This window comes from uncultured Methanobrevibacter sp. (assembly GCF_902769175.1).
Lineage (GTDB): Archaea > Methanobacteriota > Methanobacteria > Methanobacteriales > Methanobacteriaceae > Methanobrevibacter.
On the sequence record NZ_CACXNW010000004.1, the window covers coordinates 1 to 23,394 of the forward strand.

Annotated in this window: 20 protein-coding genes, 1 tRNA gene and 1 pseudogene; 7 read left to right on the forward strand and 15 right to left on the reverse strand. The window is 30.3% G+C overall.

Features of this window, described 5'->3' with window-relative positions; translation table 11 throughout:
- Window positions 1-1,275: 1,275 nt before the first annotated feature.
- A complete protein-coding gene (locus QZV12_RS01935) occupies window positions 1,276-1,842 on the reverse strand; it encodes a YgjV family protein (protein ID WP_295616364.1) in 567 nt (188 codons plus the stop codon).
- A gap of 109 nt (window positions 1,843-1,951) precedes the next feature.
- On the opposite strand from QZV12_RS01935, the gene QZV12_RS01940 reads away from it, so the two are divergent.
- From QZV12_RS01940 to QZV12_RS01965, 6 genes are all read left to right on the forward strand, one after another.
- Window positions 1,952-2,023: transfer RNA gene (locus QZV12_RS01940), tRNA-Gln, on the forward strand.
- A gap of 309 nt (window positions 2,024-2,332) precedes the next feature.
- Window positions 2,333-3,343 (forward strand): hypothetical protein, encoded by a 1,011-nt coding sequence (locus QZV12_RS01945; protein ID WP_295616367.1) that lies wholly within the window; start codon window positions 2,333-2,335, stop codon window positions 3,341-3,343.
- Window positions 3,307-3,723, forward strand: coding sequence for a hypothetical protein (locus QZV12_RS01950; protein WP_295616370.1), 417 nt, complete (start codon window positions 3,307-3,309; stop codon window positions 3,721-3,723). Before QZV12_RS01945 ends, QZV12_RS01950 begins: the two co-directional genes overlap by 37 nt.
- A gap of 402 nt (window positions 3,724-4,125) precedes the next feature.
- On the forward strand, window positions 4,126-5,448 hold the full coding sequence (locus QZV12_RS01955; protein ID WP_295616373.1) for a Mur ligase family protein: 1,323 nt from the start codon (window positions 4,126-4,128) through the stop codon (window positions 5,446-5,448).
- Window positions 5,449-5,619: 171 nt separating this feature from the next.
- Window positions 5,620-6,393: a type 1 glutamine amidotransferase gene (locus QZV12_RS01960; RefSeq protein WP_295616377.1), complete on the forward strand. Its 774-nt coding sequence runs from the start codon at window positions 5,620-5,622 to the stop codon at window positions 6,391-6,393.
- An 11-nt stretch (window positions 6,394-6,404) separates the two neighbouring features.
- On the forward strand, window positions 6,405-6,560 hold the full coding sequence (locus QZV12_RS01965; RefSeq protein ID WP_295616380.1) for a hypothetical protein: 156 nt from the start codon (window positions 6,405-6,407) through the stop codon (window positions 6,558-6,560).
- A 481-nt stretch (window positions 6,561-7,041) separates the two neighbouring features.
- Here QZV12_RS01965 and QZV12_RS01970 read toward each other — a convergent pair whose 3' ends face one another.
- From QZV12_RS01970 to dnaG, 14 genes and pseudogenes are all read right to left on the reverse strand, one after another.
- Window positions 7,042-8,442, reverse strand: coding sequence for an Ig-like domain repeat protein (locus QZV12_RS01970; RefSeq protein ID WP_295616383.1), 1,401 nt, complete (start codon window positions 8,440-8,442; stop codon window positions 7,042-7,044).
- Between the two features lie 29 nt (window positions 8,443-8,471).
- On the reverse strand, window positions 8,472-9,263 hold the full coding sequence (locus tag QZV12_RS01975; RefSeq protein WP_295616386.1) for an Ig-like domain-containing protein: 792 nt from the start codon (window positions 9,261-9,263) through the stop codon (window positions 8,472-8,474).
- Window positions 9,264-9,356: 93 nt separating this feature from the next.
- Window positions 9,357-9,563 carry an Ig-like domain-containing protein gene (locus QZV12_RS01980; RefSeq protein WP_295616389.1) on the reverse strand — a complete coding sequence of 69 codons (207 nt, stop codon included), beginning with the start codon at window positions 9,561-9,563 and terminating at the stop codon, window positions 9,357-9,359.
- 92 nt (window positions 9,564-9,655) lie between these two features.
- Window positions 9,656-10,867 carry a hypothetical protein gene (locus tag QZV12_RS01985; protein ID WP_366925522.1) on the reverse strand — a complete coding sequence of 404 codons (1,212 nt, stop codon included), beginning with the start codon at window positions 10,865-10,867 and terminating at the stop codon, window positions 9,656-9,658.
- A gap of 70 nt (window positions 10,868-10,937) precedes the next feature.
- Window positions 10,938-11,315, reverse strand: coding sequence for a hypothetical protein (locus tag QZV12_RS01990; protein ID WP_295616396.1), 378 nt, complete (start codon window positions 11,313-11,315; stop codon window positions 10,938-10,940).
- A gap of 30 nt (window positions 11,316-11,345) precedes the next feature.
- Window positions 11,346-11,966 (reverse strand): annotated as a pseudogene (locus QZV12_RS13620) (hypothetical protein); the annotation flags it as partial.
- Window positions 11,967-11,986: 20 nt separating this feature from the next.
- A complete protein-coding gene (locus tag QZV12_RS02010) occupies window positions 11,987-12,460 on the reverse strand; it encodes a hypothetical protein (RefSeq protein WP_295616408.1) in 474 nt (157 codons plus the stop codon).
- 412 nt (window positions 12,461-12,872) lie between these two features.
- Window positions 12,873-14,132, reverse strand: coding sequence for an ATP-grasp domain-containing protein (locus QZV12_RS02015; RefSeq protein WP_295616413.1), 1,260 nt, complete (start codon window positions 14,130-14,132; stop codon window positions 12,873-12,875).
- A 102-nt stretch (window positions 14,133-14,234) separates the two neighbouring features.
- Entirely contained in the window at window positions 14,235-15,245 is a 1,011-nt protein-coding gene (gene xerA, locus QZV12_RS02020) for a site-specific tyrosine recombinase/integron integrase (protein WP_295616416.1), read from the reverse strand.
- A gap of 484 nt (window positions 15,246-15,729) precedes the next feature.
- Complete coding sequence (locus QZV12_RS02025) at window positions 15,730-16,020, reverse strand: Ig-like domain-containing protein (RefSeq protein ID WP_295616418.1); 291 nt, start codon at window positions 16,018-16,020, stop codon at window positions 15,730-15,732.
- A 137-nt stretch (window positions 16,021-16,157) separates the two neighbouring features.
- Window positions 16,158-16,313 (reverse strand): hypothetical protein, encoded by a 156-nt coding sequence (locus QZV12_RS02030; protein WP_295616421.1) that lies wholly within the window; start codon window positions 16,311-16,313, stop codon window positions 16,158-16,160.
- Window positions 16,261-17,565 (reverse strand): hypothetical protein, encoded by a 1,305-nt coding sequence (locus QZV12_RS02035; RefSeq protein ID WP_295616424.1) that lies wholly within the window; start codon window positions 17,563-17,565, stop codon window positions 16,261-16,263. The genes QZV12_RS02030 and QZV12_RS02035 overlap by 53 nt, the downstream gene beginning before the upstream one ends.
- Before the next feature lie 69 nt (window positions 17,566-17,634).
- Window positions 17,635-19,110 carry a hypothetical protein gene (locus QZV12_RS02040; protein ID WP_295616427.1) on the reverse strand — a complete coding sequence of 492 codons (1,476 nt, stop codon included), beginning with the start codon at window positions 19,108-19,110 and terminating at the stop codon, window positions 17,635-17,637.
- A gap of 715 nt (window positions 19,111-19,825) precedes the next feature.
- Window positions 19,826-21,184 (reverse strand): DNA primase DnaG, encoded by a 1,359-nt coding sequence (gene dnaG, locus QZV12_RS02045; protein ID WP_295616431.1) that lies wholly within the window; start codon window positions 21,182-21,184, stop codon window positions 19,826-19,828.
- 1,385 nt (window positions 21,185-22,569) lie between these two features.
- Between dnaG and QZV12_RS02050 the strand changes: the two genes are divergently transcribed.
- Window positions 22,570-23,313, forward strand: coding sequence for an RraA family protein (locus tag QZV12_RS02050; RefSeq protein ID WP_295616434.1), 744 nt, complete (start codon window positions 22,570-22,572; stop codon window positions 23,311-23,313).
- The last annotated feature ends 81 nt before the right edge of the window (window positions 23,314-23,394 follow it).

The following is a 23,394-nucleotide window of genomic DNA, read 5'->3' on the forward strand; positions in this document are numbered from 1 at the left end:
TTTCTATAATAATAGATTGTACTTCATTGTATATAAATTTAAAGGAAAATAAGTTAAGAAAAATGTGGGTGATGGTCCTAATCGTGACACACTCTCTATTTTTATTAGTATTTTTTAATTTTTTTCTATGATCTTTTAATTATTTTTAACCAATATTTTCAACTTTTTATTTTGTCTTATTTTCATTTATTTTCTTTATAAAGATTATTTTACATTATTTTTTTATTTAACTCTTTATCTATTCTTTGTTTTTGATTTTAAGATGCAAGTAAGCACTTGCACTCGAAAACCTTTATATATGGGCTTGTATATATAATAGTATAGGAAATATCAAATTGAATGAAATGAGGTGAAAAAATGCGTATTCCATTTATAAAATAATTTTTTTAACTTGATTTTTATATAAAACATATCAAATTGAATATAAGGGGTGAAAATATGTTTATTAGAGTTATTTAAATACATTTTTTGAAACTTTTGTAAAGTTTTCAATTTTTTTTCTTTTTTCTTTTTTTCTTTAAATTATTGTCTTATTGAATTTTTTCTTAATATTTTTTTATATCTGGTTTTTTCTAACTTTTTTTCGCATGATCTTTTTATTGTTTTTAGCTGATATTTTTTCAAGTTTTTTTTAGTCGATTATTCTTTTATTTTATTATTGAAAGTTATTTTTCTCTTATTTTTTATTTAAATCTTTATTTGTTCTTTGTTTTTGATTTTAAGATGTAAGTAAGCACTTGCACTCGAAAACCTTTATATATGGGCTTGTATATATGATAGTATAGGAAATATCAAATTGAATGAAATGAGGTGAAAAAATGCGTATTCCATTTATAAAATAATTTTTTAACTTGATTTTTATCGAAAATATTTTTTTGATTATACCAAATTTTTTTTAAGAACTTTTTAAAAAGTTTTTTTTAACCATTCTTCTTTCCTCCAAACATATTAGTTCGTATAAACTTTTTAAAAAGTTTTTATAACAATTTCTTTCCTCCAAAATAATAAATTGTTATTAACTTTTTTTATCTATTTTTTTTAATTATTTTTAACTGATATTTTTTTTAATTATTTTTAACTGATATTTTTTTAATTTTTTTGCTGATTTAAACTTTTGGATATTTTTAAAAAAACAGTCTTTTATATAAAAGTTAATTTAAAATAAAAAAAGATTTGCTTTTATTAGGGGTTATTAAAGTAAAAATGGTAAAAATAAAACAGATTGCTTTTATTAATTGTATTAAAGTAAGGTAAAAATAAAAAAAGTAAAAATCCTTAAGTAGGATTTTGATTGGTCTTTTTCTCTGCAGCATTTCTGTCTGAAACTAATTTGACATATGATACGCATCCTATGACCACAGTAAGAATCTGGATTAAGGTTGATACGTAATCATATATTAGGAAGAAGTAAAATATGTAAAATGATTCATTTACGATGAAACTGAGTTTGATCCATCTGATGTCCTTATATGCATAATTACAGATTGTTATTTGAATAACTGCAACGATTGGAATTAAACCAACTAGTCCCAGTGTGTTTACCCATAAACCAATAACTACAGATAGGATAAGGAAAAATATTGTCCACCTGATTGTGAAACGGTCTTTTATAACCATATATATCCTTACTGAGGCTATTGCCATAATAACTGCACCAACTATTGAATTAAAGAAAAATGATGCGATAACCAATGTTAGTGTATTAAGTAATTGGAATGTATATGCCTTTTTATCATCATTTATAATTAAGCTTGCAATTATAAAAATTCCTGCTATCAAGGAAATAAAATTCCCTATAATGATATTTGTAGGCAAACTCATAATAGTTGTTGCTAAATCCATATATTTACTTATATAATATAATATTTAAATAGTTTATTCATTGACTTTTTTAACTAATATTTTTAGTTAAGTTTATATATGATGTAATACATATTATAGTATGTTGTATAGTCCCGTGGGGTAGTGGTAATCCTTCTAGGCTTTGGACCCGGAGACAGCGGTTCGACTCCGCTCGGGACTATCAATTTTTTTAGACCAGTATTATAACAATGTTATATATTTCTATTTTTATTAATTGATTCTTACTTTCATATTTTTATCTCTTGAAAAGGTCATGTTTGTTTAAATGGATTTATTCTATAATTCATATTTCAATCGTTTTTTATTTTTATTTATTATTTCTCAAAATGTTCGATTTTTTATTCTATTTTAATAAAAACTCTCTATTTAACATTTATTTTAAATTTAATGCAAGCATGTACTTGCTTTCAGAAATTTATTTATATATTTTTTTTAAATATATCTAATTGTTTAATAAGGGAGGTTATGAATGAATAATTCATTTTTAAAGTATTTAAGTATTTTTTTAATTTTATTGTTTTGTCTTTCTCCTTTAGGTGCTATTGATTTAGGCCAAGGAGATAATAGTAGTCAAATTAATAATAATGGCACTGATTTAAAGGATTTAAATGATACTGTTATTGATGATGATAGAGATATCAAAAGCGATAATGGTACTGATGATATAAAAGCAATAGATAATGATGTTGAAATTCAAAGAGTGTCTGTTAATGATTCCAATTCCCTAAAACTTCAAGGTCATGATCCTAAATTATCTATGGAAGTTGAGGATTGTGTTTATGGTGAAAGTCCAATTGTAAAAATCTACTTTGAGGATAAATATTTTGGAATTGCTTATGATCAAGATGTTTTTATTCGTTCCGAGGAAAATGGCATTTTTTATGGCATTCCTATTGATCATTTAGTGAAAGGGTGTAATGTCGTTAAGCTTGATGATGATTTGCCTGCCGGTAATTATACGGTTAGCTACAGTTTTGAATATTCTACTTATTATGACAATGTTGAAGTGACGGATGTTTTCACTATTCATAAGCGTGATGCTGCTGTTGAGTGTTCAATTGAGGATATTGACTATGGCAAAAAACCAGTTTTAAATCTTAATTGTGATAACTCTTTAGGAGGTTCAGTTTTTTATATCACTTCACCTTATTTCGAAAATGGGTATAAATTCCATATTCCTAAAAATCCTCAAGGACCTATTTCTTTTGAATTAGATGAGAATTTAACTCCTAGAAATTATATTGTCACTTTTGACTATCAAGGTGATCATAACCACAATAGACAATTGACAAATGTAACTTTTAAAGTAAGAAAGCTTGATTCTAATTTGACTGTTAAAGCGAAAGACTATATTCTTCAAGGGGATAATCTTTCTGTCGAAATTAATGCTAATAAGGCTGTAAATGGTAATGCGACATGCACTCTAATGATAATACGCAAACCGTGCAGCTTGTTAATGGTGTTGGCTATGCAAATATAGATTGTCATGATTTATCTCCAGGTAAATATGTGGTTAGCGCTTCTTTTGATGGTGATACTATTTTCAATAAAGATAATAATTCAATAGATTTCAATGTGAAGGGGTATCCTAATCTAAGCATGCATGTTGATGACAGTCAGGGCATGTTTGAGAGATTGCATGTTGTAGTTGATGCGGATAAAAATTTCAGTGGAAATGCAACCATAACACTGAATAACCGTGTTTGGACTAATAAGATTGAAGTTGTCAATGGTCATGGAGAAGGGTATTATGATGGAGGAGATCGCCCTGGAAATTATACTGCCAAGGCAAGTACCAAGGAATGTGATTTCTTCGTAGCCGGCAACTGTTCTACAACTTATGCCGTTAAGAATTTATAATCTAAAGGGGAGAACTTTAATAATGAATTTCATTTATTATTTTTCTCCGTTTTCTTATTCTTATTATTAAAAATACCATTTATTCTTTTTTTATTATTTAAAATACATTTTATTCTTTTTTTTATTATTTAAAATACATTTTATTCTTTTTTTATTATTGAAAATACCATTTATTTTTTTCATTGATTAAATTAATTTTTTTGAATGTAAACATTAGAGTTTTTATTTCTTTAAATATTAATTTCAAGAAACTTTTTAAATCTTATTTTAAATGCATTTTCACTAAATTCATATAATAATTTATATATAATTTAATACAGATTTATCAATATATAAATAACTTACATATAATTTTTTTAAAACGGAGGAATTTTAATTTTAACTTCAAAATTATCTATCTTTATGGGGAAATTATCCTTTTTGGTTGCTCAAAAGTTTGGAAAAAAAGGCACTGCCCTTCCAGGTAAAGTAGCATTAAAGTTTAATCCTAATCTGCTTGGTGAGGTAGCCGGCAAATGTGATAAGGTTGTATTCATCACCGGAACAAATGGAAAAACCACAACCAATAACCTTTCAACCCATGTGCTTAAAGGTGGATTTGGGGATGTTTTGTCTAATCTAAACGGTTCCAATATGATTCAAGGGGTTTTGACTCCATTTATCACTGATTATAAGGACCATTATGATGTAGGTATCTTTGAAGTTGATGAAGGCTCTGTTCCAGTCGTATCTGAGTATCTAAAGCCGGATTACTTCATCATAACAAATTTCTTTAGAGACCAGTTGGATAGATACGGTGAAGTTGAGATGACCATTAAAATGGTTCATGATGCCATTTCTCCAGAAACTGTTCTGATTATCAATTCAGATGAGCCATCTCTATTGCGTTTTGATGACTTGCCTAACAGGAAGGTCTATTATGGTTTCAATCAAACCAGATTCGCAAAGCATGACATTAATGTTGCAGAGTCTATATTCTGCCCTAAATGTGGAAACAGATTAAGCTACGATTACATTTACTATGGAAATGTGGGAAGATACCATTGTGAAAAGTGTGGAACCACAAACCACGATGCTGACTATTTTCTTGAATCTGCAGACCTTATCAATGGATCCTATGAATTCACAGTCAAAAGCAAAGAGTCAAGTGAAGATTATGTTCTCAATTTAATGGGTTTGTACAATTTATATAATTCCTTGGGAGTTATCAGCTTAGCTAAAGAGATAGGTCTTCCATATGAACTTATTCGTGAGAGAATAGACAATTTTGAGTACAGATTGGGAAGAATGGAAACATTCCACTATTCCAATAAGGATTTGGTTTTGGTTCTTTCCAAAAACCCTGTTGGATTGTCTGAGGTCTTCAATACAATAACCTATGATGATAATGAAAAGTCAGTAATGTTCATTTTAAATGACTATGCTCCAGATGGAAAGGATGTTTCCTGGATTTGGGATGCAAACTTTGAGGAAATCAATAATATTCCAAATCTCAAGACATTTTACTGTGTAGGGACAAGAGCAGAGGATCTTGCTTTAAGATTGAAGTATGCTGGAGTAGATGAAGGCATTCTTAAGGTCTATCCAGCTAAAGACCAGTTTGATATTAATGAGGCAGTCGATACAATTCTAAATGAGGACATTAAGTCATTTGTAATTGGAACATTTACAGCAATGCCTGAAGCTCGTAAGATTCTATTGAAAAGGGAAGCAGAAGGATTCTAAATTTTATTGTATTAGTTATTAAATTTTATGAAAATGATTAATTATTATGTAATTAATATATGATTTTATCAAATATGAAAAATTATTATTTGTAATTATTATTATATTTCTCAAAAATGAAAATTTATTATTTGTAATCTTAATTAAATTTTATTCTAAAAGGTAATTATTATGGAAAATATGGAATTAACAGTAATGAATATGTATTCTGATATTCTAAACACATATGGAGATATTGGAAACTTCACATGCATCAATCAAAGAATTAGATGGAGAAATATCGGTTTAAATATTCAGGAATGCACCATTGACAAGGATGATGACTTCAATTGGGAAGACATTGACATAATCCTTATTGGAGGCGGTTCAGACAACAATCAATCCATTGTATCCCATCACCTTTTAGAGCAAAGAAAGGAATTGGTTGAGTTTGTAGAAACTGGTGGTGTATTGATTGCTATCTGCGGAAGCTATCAGATGTTTGGTAATGTTTATGTGGATGTGGATGGCAATGACATACCTTGCCTGGAAGTCTTTGACATTGAAACCAAAAGTGCAGCTGATAGGCTTATTGGAGATATAGTCATTTCCAATGCTATTAATGATTCAAATAATGTAATCAATAAGGATTTTAGCTTTAAGTTGGAAGATATGGTTGGTTTTGAAAATCATGGTGGAAGAACATATCATAATCATGACCCTTTAGGATATGTTAAGGTTGGTTTTGGAAACAATGGCGAGGATAAGAAAGAGGGAATGGTTTATAAGAACTTCATAGGCAGTTATCTTCATGGCCCATTCTTGCCAAAGAATCCTCATATTGCAGATTATATGATTTTCAATGCATTGAACAGAAAGTATTCCATTGATGAAATTGAAGAGTTAAATGATTCCATTGAAATAAATGCTCATAATAGGATGTTAAAAAGGTTATTAAGTGAATAAAGGTGATTTGTATGCAAAGGGATCCATATAGTCAATGGGTTAAAGACCCTGATAATAAAGCTAAACTGTTCATGTTCATTACAGCTGCTATGGTAATGACCACTTTCTTGATTGTTATAGGTACTATAATTCTTATTTTAAGTTTAGTGGGAATTCTTCATTTCTAACAAACTTTTACTCCCCTTCGGCTTGCAAAAGTTTGATTGAAATATTTTCATGGGTTGGTATTTTTTAACTAATCTTTTTACTTATTTTATCTTATTTTTTCATGTTCCAAATTACTTGCACTAGATTGAATTAACGATTAATAAAATTAAAAGTTCGCATGAAAGTTGCAATAATATTGTTCATAATTTATATTTATTTAATAGTGCAATAGAATTTATGAAAAATGAATTCGTACACTTATATCCTCTATAAGATAAATTAAATATTTAATAATAAAATAAACTTTTTCTAAAAATAAAAAATACTCTTTTTTTTGAAAATAGAATATTGGGTTGTGTTTTTAAGGAATTAAAAAAATAACTCTTTTTTTTTAAAATAAAATATAATGTTCTGATTTTAAGAAATAATAAAAAAATAGACTCTTTTGAAATATTAATTAAATTAAAAAAAAATAAAAAAGGATAATAAAAATTATCCTATTTAATTTATGGTTAATTTTGCTGTTTTGCTTATTGCTGTGTATGTACTGTCTCCAGCGAATTTTGCAACAATGCTATAGGTTCCTTTGGTGTTTAAGCTTACGTTTACCTTAGCAAGACCATTTGCATCTGTTTTTCCTTTGTATGTTTTTCCATTTACAGTGAATGTGATCCATTTGTCTGCAATTGGGTTTCCTTTTTCGGATTTGAATGTTGCAGTTAATGTCTTGGTTTTTGCGCTTGCTGCGTAAGATTTGTTAGGAACAGTTAATGTAGGTTTTTGAGTGTCTACGGTGATTTTTGCTACTACGAATGAAGCGTTGTATTCATAGTCACCGAGGAAGCATATTGCAAAGGTGTATACTCCTTTATATCCAAGGTTGATTTGCAATTTAGCGTATCCGTCTTCATCGGTTATGATTCCGTCTTTTTCATAAGTGTATACAACACCGTTGAAACCGATTTCCATAGGGGTGTTTGCTATTGGATTTCCGTCGGCATCTGTTAATCTCCATGTGAAGTATTCGCCGGTTTTTCCTCCGTCAGCTGGAGAGACAGCTGTAGTGTTCATGTTTTCATAAACAATTACTGTGGCTTTTCTTTCATCACTGAGGTTTTGTGGGCCAATATTGATGTCTCCACTAGTTTCAATGTTTGTAACTTCAAATTCAAATGGATCTATGCCTGCAGTGATTGTATTGCCGCTAATGCTTATTTCTCCAGTAGGGGATAATATGCCTCTTTCTGAGTCAAGCTCTAAAATTGTAATGAATTCTGGAACAGTTGTTTCATTGACAAGCTCAAAGGTGTTGCCAGTGATGCTGATATTTGGAGTTATGATGGATAATGGGTTAGTGTCATTATCAGCAGTTGCTTTTACAACAATGTCCCCATTAGCTAATTTGAAGTCCACTCCTTTGATTGTCACATTTTCAGGACCTCCTTTGGAAATTGCTGGAATATTAAATATAGTGGAGAGCTTACCTGAAGAGCTGATGCTGGCTTTATTGTCACCGTCAATTGTCAGATTTTTTGTAATGTTCACATTAGCCACATCATGGTAGCTATAATTTCCTAATTGCACTACATCGCCAGGGTTTGCAGTGTTAATTGCAGTTTGAATGTCTGCAGTATCTCCTGCATCCGTATGTTTGACTGTAATATTTCCCACTCCAAAGACTTGGAAGGTCACTTCTTGGCTTTGGTGAGTGTAGTTTTCTCCTGCATCGAATTTAATTTCGCTAGTGTATATGCCCATATAAAGGGTTGATCCACTTATTTCTATTGTTGCAGTTCCATTTTCCACTTTTGCTGTACGAGTTCTTTCGTTGACTCTGATAGAGATTTTTCCAGTGTTTATTGGCATATCATTGCCGCTTACATTGACTTTAATCTTCAGCATTTCATGTTGATTTATATCATTTAATTGGATTATGTCAAGTTTAACTTCATCGGTTTCACATAGAATGTAATGTCTTTTGATGGATTGCTGTATTTGCTTCCTCCATCATATCTGATGGTTCCTTCATATGTTCCTGCACTTAAGTCTGGAATTTCTATTGTTGCAATTCCATTTGTGACATTGGCTATGTATTTTTTTCCGTTTATTTCTATTGAAATATTACCTGTATTGAGGGTTTTTCCATCATTGCAGTTTACTTTGACTTTTATTTTGGAAGTGTCTGGATAATCGGCATCTCCCCACTCTATAATTTCAAGGTCTATAATGCCTGTTACTTTGAATGCAACATCTATGCTTGAGTTGTGATATATGTTTCCTTCAGTATAGATTATGGTTTCTTCATAAAGTCCAACGTCCAATTCTGGGATCTGTATAATTCCTATTCCATCTTGCACCGCTCCAGTACTGGTTCTATTTTCTCTTCTTATGATGATTATACCATTATTCACTGGCTTTCCGTTGGAAGTGACTGCGACAGTTATATTGATATCTTCAGGATATGTGGCATTAGTCACTTCTATTATCTGAATGTCTGTAAGGCCCATTACCTTGAATTTGACATCTATGCTTGGGCTGTCATATCCTTTTCCTCCTTCATAGGTGACTGTTCCTTCATATATTCCAGGATCTAGGTCTGGGATTTCTATTGTTGCAATTCCACCAGAGACATTTGCAGTGTAAGGGGTGTCATTGAGTGTGATTGAAACGGTTCCATGGTTTATTGGACTGTCCATTCCAGTTAAGCTCAGTTTGATTTTCATGGTATCTGGGCATGTTATGTTGTTTATTTCCAGTAATTCCATGGTAATCGGAAGTTCATATACTGTGAATGTAACGTTTTGTGAGATTCTGCCCTACATCATTCCTCCATCATAGGTCACTCTTCCTTTATAGGTTCCCATATTCAAATCTGGTATTGTAATTGTGGCTTTTCCATTTGTTACGTTTTCGCTGTATAGTTTTCCATTTATATAAATGGAGACGTTTCCTTCATTTATTGGGGCACGCTCATTAATGGTTATGTTGATTTTAACAGGTTCATCTTTGTAAATGTTTTCCACTTCAACGTTTAATGTTGCTTTTTTGAATGGGCCAAGGTTCTCTGGATAAACATTGTCTAGTATGATGCTATGAAATTCCTGTTTATATTGCTTTATTTCTCGATCTCTGGATAAACATTGTCTAGTATGATGATTTCGGAATCTTCAAGCATTGCGATGTTGTTTAATCCTTCAGTTTCCCTATTGTTGTAAAAGTTTGAGTTGCTGATGTTTAGGATTCCGTTATTTCCGATTACACCTCCATTTCTGGTTGCTGAGTTCATACTAAAATCTGTCTTGTTGATGGTTAATTTTTCATCAGTGTAGATTGCTCCAGACCTTTCAGCATGGTTTTTAAAGAAATAACTTCCGATTATTTTTCCTTCGCCTCCTTCATATTTGATTGATCCACCTTCTACTGATGCGTAGTTTTCGGTGAATGTGGAGTTTATTACTGTACCTCCATATTGGAAGTATATTGCTCCACCTTCTACTGATGCGTAGTTTTCGGTGAATGTGGAGTTTATTACTGTACCTCCATTTTGGAAGTATATTGCTCCGCCCATATCATATGACCCATTTTTAATGTTTAAGTTCTTTATTGTTACATTGTCAAATGCTTCAAATATTCTTGCTTTGCCTGAACCGTCGATTGTATGTCCATTTCCATCAATTTCAATATAGAGCAATCGTATTCCTTGGTTATATTGTTGGAAAAGTGGGATTACTTCGTCAAATTTTGGGTTGAATGCATAATCTTTTTCCAATTTGAATGTGCTGTTGGCACCAATTTCATTTGCCAATCTGGTAAATGAATTCATATATTCATTCATAACATCTTCAAAAGTTATTTTGGAATTATTTGAAGTCATGTATGTATTGTAAATGTTTTTGCATTCCTCAAATGTCAGTGGTGTTGATTCCATATATGTTTCAATATCTGGGCAGACACTTTTCAAATTATTTATGTTCAAATCATCAATTATATCCTCAAGTGTATATTTTGAATTATATCTCATATTGCTGTCAGTATATTTGCAGTAATCAGAAATGTAAAGATTTGAACAATATATGTCATTAGCATTTCTAGTGGCAGAATTTCCATTAAAATCACAATAATGGGCTACCACATTTCCTTTAGCATATATTGCACCTCCATCACCTCCCCAATTCAGGTCCCAACAAGTTACGGAATTATTGTTGAAAAAAGTTTTATAACTCAATAAGGTATTTGCTTCACGTGTGTTTATATAAACATTGCTATTACAATATATTGCTCCACCAAGTTGGCTTGCGGTATTATTTTCAAAAGTACAATTGTCAATGTATACATCGCCATTAGAGAAAACTGTACCTCTACCATCTATAGAAGTTTCTGCATGATTGTAGTTATTTTTAAATATTGACTTTTTTTATTTCAATTGAACCAAATTCAACATATATTGCTCCACCATCGGAGTTTGATAACTTTTGTCCATCAAAAATACAATCGGATATTTTTGTGTCTCCCTTTACATATATTGCTCCACCATAACTGGCTGCTTTATTATTGGTAAAGACAGTTTTATAAGCTTGTCCATTTTCTGATTGGGGGACATTTATATAAAGGCTCTTCTCACAGTATATTGCACCAGCAGATTTGTCAGCATGGTTTTCCTCAAAAGTGGAATTAAATACGTATACATTGTCGGCGGAATAAATGGCACCACCTATTCTATTCAAATTAGAGCTAGATACTTTATTGAGGCTGAATATTGTGTTATTGACTTTCACTGATTTTGGACTGCATATTGCTCCACCTCTTATGCAGGCATGATTGCCTATAAAAGTAGCTCCTTGAACATCTATGTCTCCTACACTGTAGATTGCTCCACCGTTATGGTCATCAGCTTTGTTGTTTGTGAAGATGGAAGGGCCATATCTATTTGTAATGTAAACATTGCTGTTGGCGTATATTGCTCCTCCCCAGTCATCTGCATAATTGTTTTCAAAGTCGGTGTTGTCAATGTATAAATAGTTGTTGCAGTATATTGCTCCTCCGTTGTAATCAGGAATGTCTGATGATCCATCTACCCTATTGTTTTTAAATATGCTGTTTGTGACGTTCAGTGTTCCTGTTGTGTATACTGCTCCACCTTTTCCACAGGCGAGATTGTCACTAAATTCAGCATTATTGATTACTGCATCTTTTTCACAGTAGATTGCTCCACCGTCATGGTCATTCGCTTCATTGTTAATGAAATATGAAACATCATAGCTTGATGGGCTGTTGGTGTTGATGTAAAGATTGCCTCTTGTGTATATTGCTCCTCCCCAATCATCTGCATAATTGTTTTCAAAGGTAGATTTTTCAATGTATAAGTCTTCATTTGAGTATATTGCACCTCCTTCATAATCTGTTGAAGATGCGCTTCCATCAACTATATTGTTTTTAAATGTACAATTTACTTATAGAGGGTGGTTACAGAGTATATTGCTCCTCCAACTGTGGAATATTTCCCATTAATAAAATTAATGTTTTTCAGTGTTATGTTGTTTCCACCGATCTGGAATATTCTACCATTGCCTCTTCCGTCAATGGTATAGCCTTGACCATCTATAACAAAATTGTTTTTATTTATGGCAATTCCCTGAGGATTTTCATTGCCGTTTCTTGTATAGTTTCTATTAAATATCAATATGTCTGTGGATGTTTCAATATCGTTATACAAGTCTCCAAAGTTTCCATTCTCTGATGTTGCACGTATAGTATTTTCTTCATCAGCAATTCCATTGCCTAATGCATTTTCCTCATTTTCTACGGATGATGTTTCATCTGAAACATCATTGCTTTCCAACGAATTGCCAATTTCCTCATTTTCCACGGATAATGTTTCATCTGAAACACTATCGCTTTCCATAGTCACAAAATCTTCCATTTGATTGTCTGCTGCGCTTACATGGGTCAGACTGATTAAAAAAAGCAAGATTATTGTGATAAAAATAATCTTTGATCTAATATGAATCCCCCAAGTAAATATTCAAATGATTATACTTTGTATAATATATTATATATAATATTTTATTTTTTTTTAAAAATTGTTTATTTAGTTAATTATTAATTGAATATAGTGTATTAATAAAAATAGAGTAAAATAATTAAAATTTAGGAAAAATGATTAAAAATTAAGGTGTATATTTAAAAATTATTGAGATATTTAAAAATTAAGGTGTATATTTAAAAATTAAGGTGTATATTTAAAAATTAAGGTGTATATTTAAAAATTTGGAAAAATTAAAATTTATGGGGTTTATGAAATCTCTTTTGTTATAAAGATGTTTTTTAACTATTTAATCAATATTTTCATAAACCTGATTCTCTGCAATTTTTAAATTTTTCATGGCAGTGTCCAAATTCCTATCTGAACTTATTATGGTAACCAAAGGCTGGTCTTTTTCTATTTTCACTCCTTCATAAGGAATGTCGTAAACATTTGGAATATTTAAATTGCCAATGTTTAGCTGTTTTCTAGCATAAATGATTTTCTTAATGGAATATTGATTTGCATCGGGAATATCTATAATTTCCCCTTCACATGCCTTGATATGGGCATCTAACATATTTATTCCACATGCATTTTCCACAAGTTCATAGGTTCCCTGAAGTCTTGGGTTGATTTCAATTATTTTCAAATCACCATCATTATCTAAAATATAATCAATACCATTTGATCCAAGAAGACCAAATTCCCTTATCAAGTCTTCAGATGTATTTTTCATTTCCTTATTTAATTCGTTAATATTAAAATTATTTTTTTCAAAATTAGTTTGATTCCTATTAAACATTTTTATGCTATTTTCATCCAATGGCAAAATGTTTCCAGAATATTCAAATGAATTTTTCCCTAAGTCATGTTCAGTGATAAGTCTTGTATTGATTAAATTCTTTTGAGTGTCATGACTTGATAAGACTGATGATGAAACACTATTTCCTTCAACATATTCCTGAAGTATGTAGTTTTCATATGGAATATTCTGCAAAATTGAATTGGTGTCATTATTGTTGTTACAACTTTCATTATTTAGCAAGAAAATTCCTAAACCTCCACTTCCTTGAAGGGGTTTTAAAATAAATTGGTTGTTAGGGTATTGTTGTAAAATTTCATTAAGTTCATGCATATCACTTGGTTGAAATGTAAGTGGAACGTTGAATTTGTTCTTCAGCTTATTGTAAAACTTAAGTTTGTTTTCAACATTCTCAGTGTTCTTATTACCACGAACAATTTTTTGATACTTTTTGAATTTTCCACTGAAGTCACTTGCATTCAATCCAGTGGTGAGCACAATCTTATCAATATCCTTTTCATCAGATGAATTTTCATTTTCACATAATAGTTCATCAAATAGTAAAAAAAGTTTTTCTTGAGAATAGTTTTCTTCAAATCTTCCACAGGATATGACACTTTCCTGATCTAAAACATGTTTCTCTTTGTAAGGTAGTTGAAAATCCACAGTTTTAAAATAGCTAATGGAAAATGTTTTGTAATTTAATTTTAATGCAGAATTGACCATTGGTCTTGTGTCAATTCCCATAATAAGTAAATTTTCCATAATTTTCATTCCTTATTCTTTCCTTAATCATTATACTTAATCCTTAATATTTAATATTTAATATTTAATCCTTCATAGTTGATTTGTATAATGTATTAAGTTTTATTTTGAAGTGTCTAGTGAGTTTTCCTGTTCTCTTGCTTGGTCGTAAACTGTTTTGATTGTATCCATATCTACACTTGTATAGATTTGAGTTGTGGAAAGGCTTGAATGTCCTAAGAGCTGTTGAATCACTCTAATGTCTACACCATTCTTTAATAAGTGGGTTGCAAAAGAGTGTCTTAAAACGTGTGGAGTCACTTTCTTCTTGATTCCCGCAGCTTTTGCATATTTCTTTATCATCATTTGGACATATCTTGGAGTCAAATTCTTTCCGTTTTTATTGATGAAAAGATATTCGCTCTCATGATCGTTGTATTCAAGATAATCCAGCAAAAGCTCTTTGGTATGCTCATCAAAAAGAACAATCCTATCCTTATCCCCTTTTCCTCTGACTCTTATGGTTCTTTCATCAAAATCGATATCCTTTTTCAATAGTTTTACAAGCTCTGAAATACGAAGCCCAGTAGAATAGAGAAGTGTCAATATGACTTTGTCCCTTCTTTTTGATTTTTGCTTGAAAGGAGTGTCTGTTATATTGACTGTAACTGCTTCCAGCAGGTCATGGACTTCCTTTTCATTTAATGATTTAGGCAATGATTTTGTTCGCTTAGGATTTTGGATGTCTTCTAAAAAATGTATGTCGTTGAATTCAAGAAATTTCTTAGAAACAACAGTTGTAAGGTAAATGTAATTTTGAGTAACGTCCTTATCTCTTTTTAAATCACGAATATACTTTCTAAAACTAGCTAAAAATCTTCTTCCATCATATAGGTTTTCCTCGTTTTTCATATATTCTATCAGATTGCGGATAATGGAACTGTATGTTTTTATTGTGTTTTCTGAATAGTTTCTAATTTCAAGTTCGATCATATATTCTTCGAGCATGTTTTCAAAATCAAAAACTTCAGTCAAATGCTTTTTTTCTCCATTTTCATCGTAGACTGGCAACTTTATTGGAGCTAATGGAACCGGTTCATTTGATAATGTCAATTGCTCTGTAAAAAGATTCATATAAATTCCTTCTAGATTTTCCCAAACCCATTTAATCTATTTGAGGATAGTTTTTCAAGTTTAATAATTTCTCATAATGTCTAAAATTTAAAATAATTAATTATAATTCCTAATAATGATTGATTTAATCTAAATAAAAATACAGAATTATATTTGATAATAATAAACTTCGTTATACCTAATATATATTTTTAGTTTTATATAAAGATTATTAAATTATTATAAAAAAATAATAAAATATTCGAATTTTCGAGTTTGTAAAAAAGTTTAGGCTTTAAATCATAATATTGATTTTTACTTATAAATAAATCTAATAAAATTAAATTAAGCCTATAAAATTTTACAGTCTCTTATTTTTTAAAAATAGGGTTTAAAGGTGGTTTTTTCACCACTTTTTTTTTTTTTTTTTTTTTTTTTTTTTTTTTTTTTTTTTTTTTTTTTTTTTTAAATGATTTTGTTTTAATATGTTTTTCTCTTAGATTTTTTAGCATCCTGCAAGAATTACTGCTCTGAATGTTTGTGTTTCGTTGGTTTCAAGGTTTTTCACAATTATTTTGTGTTCTCCACGGCTTAATGATGTGAATTCTATATTTGCATGACCGTTATCGTCATCAATGTATGATTCATATATGTTGTTGCCGTCTATTGTGAATTGAACTTTGGTTCCGTTTTTCAGGTAGTTTCCGTCTTTGTCAGTGAATTGTGCATCGAATTTTACAAGGTCTCCACGTACTTGAACTACATCTTTAGAACTGATACTGTTTTTAATGTTCATTGCAGTTTGGGCATTGCATCCTATTGCAGAAATGTCGATTGTGTATTTTCCAGCGCCAAGGTTCTCTTGGTTTAGGATTATTGATGCATCTCCGTTTGCATCGGTGGTTACATAGTAATCCTTGAAGAATGATACCTTTACCTTTTGGTTTGCTGTGTATTTTTGTCTCCTTCAAGATGTATTTTTAATGTTTGTGGAACATTTGTGAAACTTGTTATTTCAGGTGCAACAATGCTTATTTTAAAAATATTGATTTCCTGTGAAATGGAATATCCACAAAGGTCTGCAGACACTATCAGTTTTTTTTTCATTTTGTGCACTGAATTCAGAGCAAGCAACATTTGGAACGAAGTAGTTTCTTATTGGATTTACAGCTGTATTAAAATTCAATTTAATTAAGTCTAATGCAGGGGTTGGTCCATCATAGATTGCTCCATTTCTTCTGAGGAAAAGCACTAAGGCTGTGATTTTTTCATTTGTCAGACTGTTGTCATTGCTTACCAGTAGGGTCATTCTTAAAGGATCTTTATCTATTTCATGCCAGTTAGGCACTAATGCAGGCATCCATTCAATCAATTGATCATTATCTTTGCTTGGGATGTTTTCTCCCCAGATATTGTTTTTCACTGTGTCGATTACACCACAGGTGTATACAGCTTGTCCTTCATCATCTGCACTGTTTCCTATGAAGATGTTGTTTAATAAATTTATATGTGATTTTCTATCATTCATATATATTACACCTCCTTCGTCTGTACAGTGGTTGTTTACAAGGATACAGAATTTGAAGGTGACATTGTTTTTGTTTTTGATATATATTGCTCCTCCGTCATCACTAATGGTTGCTCCATCTCCCGCTCTGTTTCCATTGAAAGTTGCATTGTTTACATCAGCATCAAACATGTTTGTGAATATTGCTCCTCCTTTTCCATTGTATGCAGTGTTGGCTTCGAAGATTGTTGGATTGCCTCTTATTGTTATTCCTCCAGTTGCGTAAATTGCTCCTCCGTTGTCTGCTGCATAGTTGTTTTTGAAGATACAATGTACTATGGGCAATGCTTTTGTTGTGTGTATTGCTCCTCCATCACAGTCATTTAATTTGTTTGCTCCATGTCCACGGTTGTTTATGAAGGTTGAGTCACTTATGTAAAGGTTTCCGCCTGTGTTGAAGATTGCTCCTCCATCTTGATTTGCAAGATTACTATCAAAGGTACAGTTAATGATTGTATATTGGGCATTTTCCAGTATGCGAAGTGCTCCTCCATCATCTGCATTCCTTTGGTTTCCGTATTTGAAAATTGTATTCATTATTTTTATTGCACCTTCTGTGGATTGGAATATTCCTGATGCCCATTGTGCATGAATTGAATGTCCATGGCCATCAATTGTAATGTCCTTATTGATCTTGATGCCTTCTTTATTATTTAATGTATTGTCTCCACGATGATATATGTAATTTCTATTTAAGTGGATTGTGGTTCCAGGATTTGCTTGATCAATCATTTCTTGCAAGTCTCTGAATGACAAGTCAGTGTTTTCAATCACTTGAGCGTTATAATCAGGTAATGCTGAACTGACAGTAATGTATCCGAATAATGCTTTGCTTGCATCATTTTATAGGTTTTTAGGATATATTTTGTGCTGTCCTAATTCACTTGCTGTATAGGTGCATTGAATTGAAGAGTCACTTACGGCATATTGGTCAAACTTGCCTTTTTTGTCACTTGCCAATTCAAATACTCTTTCCAATAGAAGTTTGCCATTGAAAAGTTCATTGTGTGAATTGATGAATTTTGCTTCGATTATGACAGGGGAGTCAATTCCTATTTCGGTAGCTCCAAGGGTTAACCTTAATTTCAATGGATCTTCGTCGTAATGGTTTTCGTTTGACTTTCCGCTATGCCATTCTGTTAATATGTTGTCAAAGATGATTAAGTCTTCACCCCACCAATTATTTTTCACTGTTCCATATTTTCCTTTGTTGAATACGGATTTTCCTTCATCATCGGCATGGTTTGCGATGAATATGTTGTTGATTAAGGATAATGTTGAACCTGTAGAATATAGGTATATTGCTCCTCCTTCATCTGTACACTTGTTATTCCAAAATAGGCAATATGAAAAGGTCACATCGTTTGCATTATTGATGTATATTGCTCTAGCATCATCAGAACCCGCACAGTCTTTTCCAGCTATATTGTTTATGAATATTCCATTTGAAACATTTTTAGTGAACTTATTTGTGTATATTGCACCACCTTTATAATATACCCAATTTCCTTCAAAAATGTTTTTACCAATTAGTTCCAATCCATCTTCTGCATAAATTGCTCCACCATTGTCTCCTGCTTTATTTTCAATAAATACACAATCTTCTACATATAAATGTTTAGAAGAGTATATAGCTCCACCATGTTGGGTAAGGGTGAAAACACTTTTGGCTTCTTGAGAATTATTTTTAAATATGGTTCTTTTAACTACCATCTTGCCCCCATCATTAAAAATCGCTCCCCCTCTTCCATGTATAGCATTTCTATCGAAAGTGCAGTTAATGATAGTGTATTGGGCATCTCCTTTAATCTTGATTGCTCCATCATCTTCATCATTATCAAATTTTCCAGCTTGATATAATTGACCGCCTATAAAATAAATGTCTATTAATGTGATGTTTCCTGTTTTAGATTGGAATATACGAGTGAATGTTTCTCCATTAAATGCATGTCCATGGCCATTGATTACAAGATTTTTATTGATGATGATTCCTTCCTTATCATTTAATTCCTTATCACAGTCTTGAAAGTGATAATCTTTTTTTAAGTTCAAGGTGGATCCAGGTACAGCATCATATATGTCTTGTTGGAATTCAGAAAATGATCCAATTGCAGGTTCGTCAACTTTTTGATTCATAACTTTTGCAGTTATTTCCTCATTATGATTTGATTCTGAAAAAGAAGCGGAATTCTCTTTGAGATTGATTTTTTCAGCATCTCCTTTAGAATAAGCATTGTCTACATCTAAAGAATCACTGCTCAGTGCTGGTGATTCAGTGACAGTACTTTCATGTATGTCAGTAGCAGAAACTGCTGCCAACGAAAAAAAAATACTAAAACAAATAAAACAGCTATAAATTTTTTGATATTCATTTTTTCCCTATATTTTTTTTTTTTTTTTTTTTTTATCTTGTAAGATATAATATAAGTTTTGAAATTTCCTATATAAATGCTTTTTCGCATGTAAGTGCCTACTTGCATTTAAAATCATGATTTAACAAGAAAAATTAAGTTATTTATTAAATGCATATTAAATAATACTTTATTAGGAAAATAAATCTATTTTTGAGTTTATTTTTAGAAATTGAGGATTTATAATAATGTAAAAATAGCGGTAAAATTAAGTGTTTTTTTTGGGTTTTTTGGATAATTGTTGGTTTGTATTAAGAAGAAATGCTGGTGAATATATGTTTTTTTTGATTAATATGTGGGTTAAAATAGAAAAATTAGGATTGTTTTTGGTTTTTTGAATATTTTGTTGGTTGAATTAGAAAATTTGGGATTAAATTGGGATTATTTTTGGTTTTTTGAATATTTTGTTGGTTGAATTAGAAAATTTGGGATTAAATTGGGATTATTTTTAGTTTTTTGAATATTATATTGGTTAAAATAGAAAATTAAGAATCATATTTTCCTTAAAAAGTAAAAAATAGTTTATTTTTAATTATTAGTAAAATTAGAAAAGAAAAAAAGAAAAGTAATAGAAATAAATTAATTATTTCTATTTTTGGAATTTATTTATTCAAATAGCGAATTTAACTTAAAGTAACTAATCTGAGCTTGTCAGGTCTTTTAATTACTCTGCTTGATTTAAAAGCAACTAATGTTTTGATTCCTTTAGTGTATGCAATGTCAACTAATCTTTGGCTGATTACACCATCGAAAATTATGGTGTCTGCATCTGGATTGTCTTGTTTTAAATCTTCGTAAAGGGTTTCAACGTTAGTTTCTTTTAATAGGTTTAAAGAATCATCGTAGATTTCACTGTTTCCAGTTCCTTCTAAATCTTTAAGCATGTTCTTTAATAATTTAATTCTACTATCTTGAATTCTGTCGTTTTGTCTGTCTCTATGGCCTCTGGAATTTCTGTCTTCTCCTCTACGATCGTTTCTGCCGTTTTTTCTGTCTTTTCTTTCGAATTTGTCTTTGCGATCGTTTCTGCCGTTTTTGTTTCCGTGGAACTTTTCAGTTTTGTTTAAGTTTTTTGCTCTTCTGTCATTGGTTTTGTTAGCTCTGTTGATTTTGTTTTTAGGTACTTTTGCTTGGGTATCTAAATTGAAATCAAGGTTGTTGATAACTTGTTCAGTAGGAGCTTTATCTCTTAAAGCAACTAAAACTTCTTCTTTTTCAAGATCTTCAACTTCTTTGCCTCTTGGAGCTCTTGTAATGTAGTCAACATCTCCAACTTGCAAGAGTTCTTTTAAGATTAATTCTCCGCCACGATCACCATCAACAAATGCAGTTACAGTTCTTTTTTTGGTTAAGTCTGCAACGCTAGGAGGAATGTTTACCCCTTCTACTGCGACAGTGTTTTTAATTCCGTATTTTAATAAATTTAAAACATCATTTCTTCCTTCTACAACAATGATTGCATCGGAAGTATGTACATTTGGACCTGCAGGAAGTCTTTCTTCTCCAAATTCAGAAATTTCATGAACCCTCATTGATTCTCTGATTTCTTCAATCATTTTCATGCTTTCAGGAGAGACAGTTTCCATCATGCCCATATAAATTTCTTTTGCACGATTGATAACTTGTTGTCTTTTCACAGCTCTTACATCTTCAACTCTAAGAACTTCAATAGTAGCTTCACAAGGACCTACACGATTAATGGTTTCAAGGGATGCTGCTAAGATGGCAGTTTCAATTCTATCTAAACTAGATGGAATAACTATTTCACCTTTTGCACGTCCACTATTGGAATGGATGATCACTTGGATTCTTCCAATTCTTCCAGTTCTTTGGAGCTCTTTTAAATCTAAATCGTTACTTAAAAGACCTTCAGTCTGTCCGAAAACCGCACCTACTACATCAGGTTTTTCTACGATTCCATTTGCATTGATTTGAGCGTGAATAAGATATTTAGTTGTAGTTAATTCTACACCTTTTCCCATATTAAGCCTCCTTGAGCTTTAGTAATAGGATAATTTAAGGCTAGTCATTCGTAGAATTGTTATCATAACTAATATCTTCATGATAATTTAAAACCTATGAAATTAATTGATTTATTCTTAGTTTTAAACATTTATAATTAATAATACCTCATTTAGTTTATTTTAAACATATTATTGTTTTTTAATATTGTTTAATTAAATTAGTTTAAATAAATGGCTTAAATAATATCTCAGATAATAGCTTAAATAATGGCTTAATAAATATCTTAGATAATAGCTTAATAGCATAAATAAACAGCTTAAATGATATCTTAGATAATAGCTTAATAGCCTAAACAGCTTTAATAAATTATTAATTTAAACCCATTTATTTTATATGATTTAAAATTAATTATTCTAATTAAGATTTAGCATAATAACAATCATCACTACTAGCTTAATTATAATTAATTTTAATTAATAAAATTTTAATTTAATTGATTATAATTTTTAAATTATACTGTAATTTGTAATAAATTGATTAATTATTTAATTAATTTTAATTAATTAATTGATAAAAGCAGATACCATTTAGAATTTCTAAAATTTGCCATAGGCAAATAAATATTGAATTTTCTAAGAAACCATATAAAAAAAGATAGCTATTTGATTAAAAGTTAAAGACGATTATTTAAATATCTCTTTAATAATTTCTTATTAGTTTGTCATCTCATTTTGATCGAAAGTAATAAATTGAGTGATTGATCTAATTAAAATTCAAACCTATTTTAATTTAAATCGCTTTTTGATTTTATATTTAAATAATTTTGATTAAAATCCTTGATTTTAATTTCTTTGGCAAAAGTAGTTTTATAAGCTAATTCAAATAAGTCAATGAATAATTGTTTTTTTATATTGTAAGTGATATACATTATTTATTTCAAGTAAAAATTTATTCAGAATTTATTTAATGGTAATTAGTTTATTTTAGTTAATAATGATTTATTTCCTTTCACCTTATATCTTTAATTTTAATAATAATCGTAATAATCGTAATTAATAATGAATTAATTAATTGATAATTCCTAATGATTTTCTAATTAATTAATATTGTTATTATAATATTATATCATTTTTATATGATTTTAGTATCCACTTAAATATATCTATATCATAATATATAAATTATTTTATTTGTTTATCTAAGCACTTTAATTTTTTAATAAATGGTAAATTTATCAATAATTTCATCATTGGATTTGGCAATACAATTGCAAAAATTTATATTCTGAATGGTGCTGCTTTTTAATTATTAGAAATGTTTATTAAATATCTTTTAGAAATTTAATTATAGATGCATTAATCATTTTTTTAATTAATATTAATAATTATTTTATTTTTTCGAGGTGTTTAATTTGGCTAAGGTCACTCCAAAAACTTTACTTAAAAAGTCATCTAAAGTGATTGATTTGGATGATGTTGACATTGCAAAATATGATTTTTCCATTGATGATTTGGATAATGAAAAAAGCAAGAATCATGCATTATTAAAAAAGATATTGGATTCAAGTTCCGCTTGTCAAGTTTCAGATGCTTATGCTTCTGTTTCAGGCAGGAACGGGGTTATTGCAGGTTTGAAACCAATGAATAATAATAAGGTTTACGGTAAGATATTCACTGCAAAGACAAATACAGATGACTGGGGAACTTCCCTAATGGCTATGGATAATGCAGAAAAGGGGGAAGTCCTATTCATTTACACATATGGCAAGCCAGCATCAGTATGGGGAGAGCTTGCTTCCACTTGTGCAGGTGAAAAGGGAATCGCTGGAACCGTTTTATATGGCTGGGCAAGAGATATGGATGCTCTTGTAGACTTGGATTATCCAGTATTTGCACTTGATTACCTTCCAAATGCAGGAAAGGCATTAGGACTTGGGGAAATCAATGTTGAATTGGAAATAGATGAAGATATCATAAGGCCTGGAGACTTTGTCTTTGGTGATCAAAATGGTGTTGTAGTGATTCCTAAGGAATTATTCCATGAAACTATGGTAGCTACCTTTAATGTTAAGGTTAAGGAAAGCCATATAATTAAGGAACTAAAAAAAGGAAGATTATTATCTGAAATCATTGGATTAAACAGATAATTATCTTTTATTTGTAAAATATTTTTATTTTACTTTTAATTATTTTCTTTTTTTCTATTTTGCTTATTTCACTATTTTACT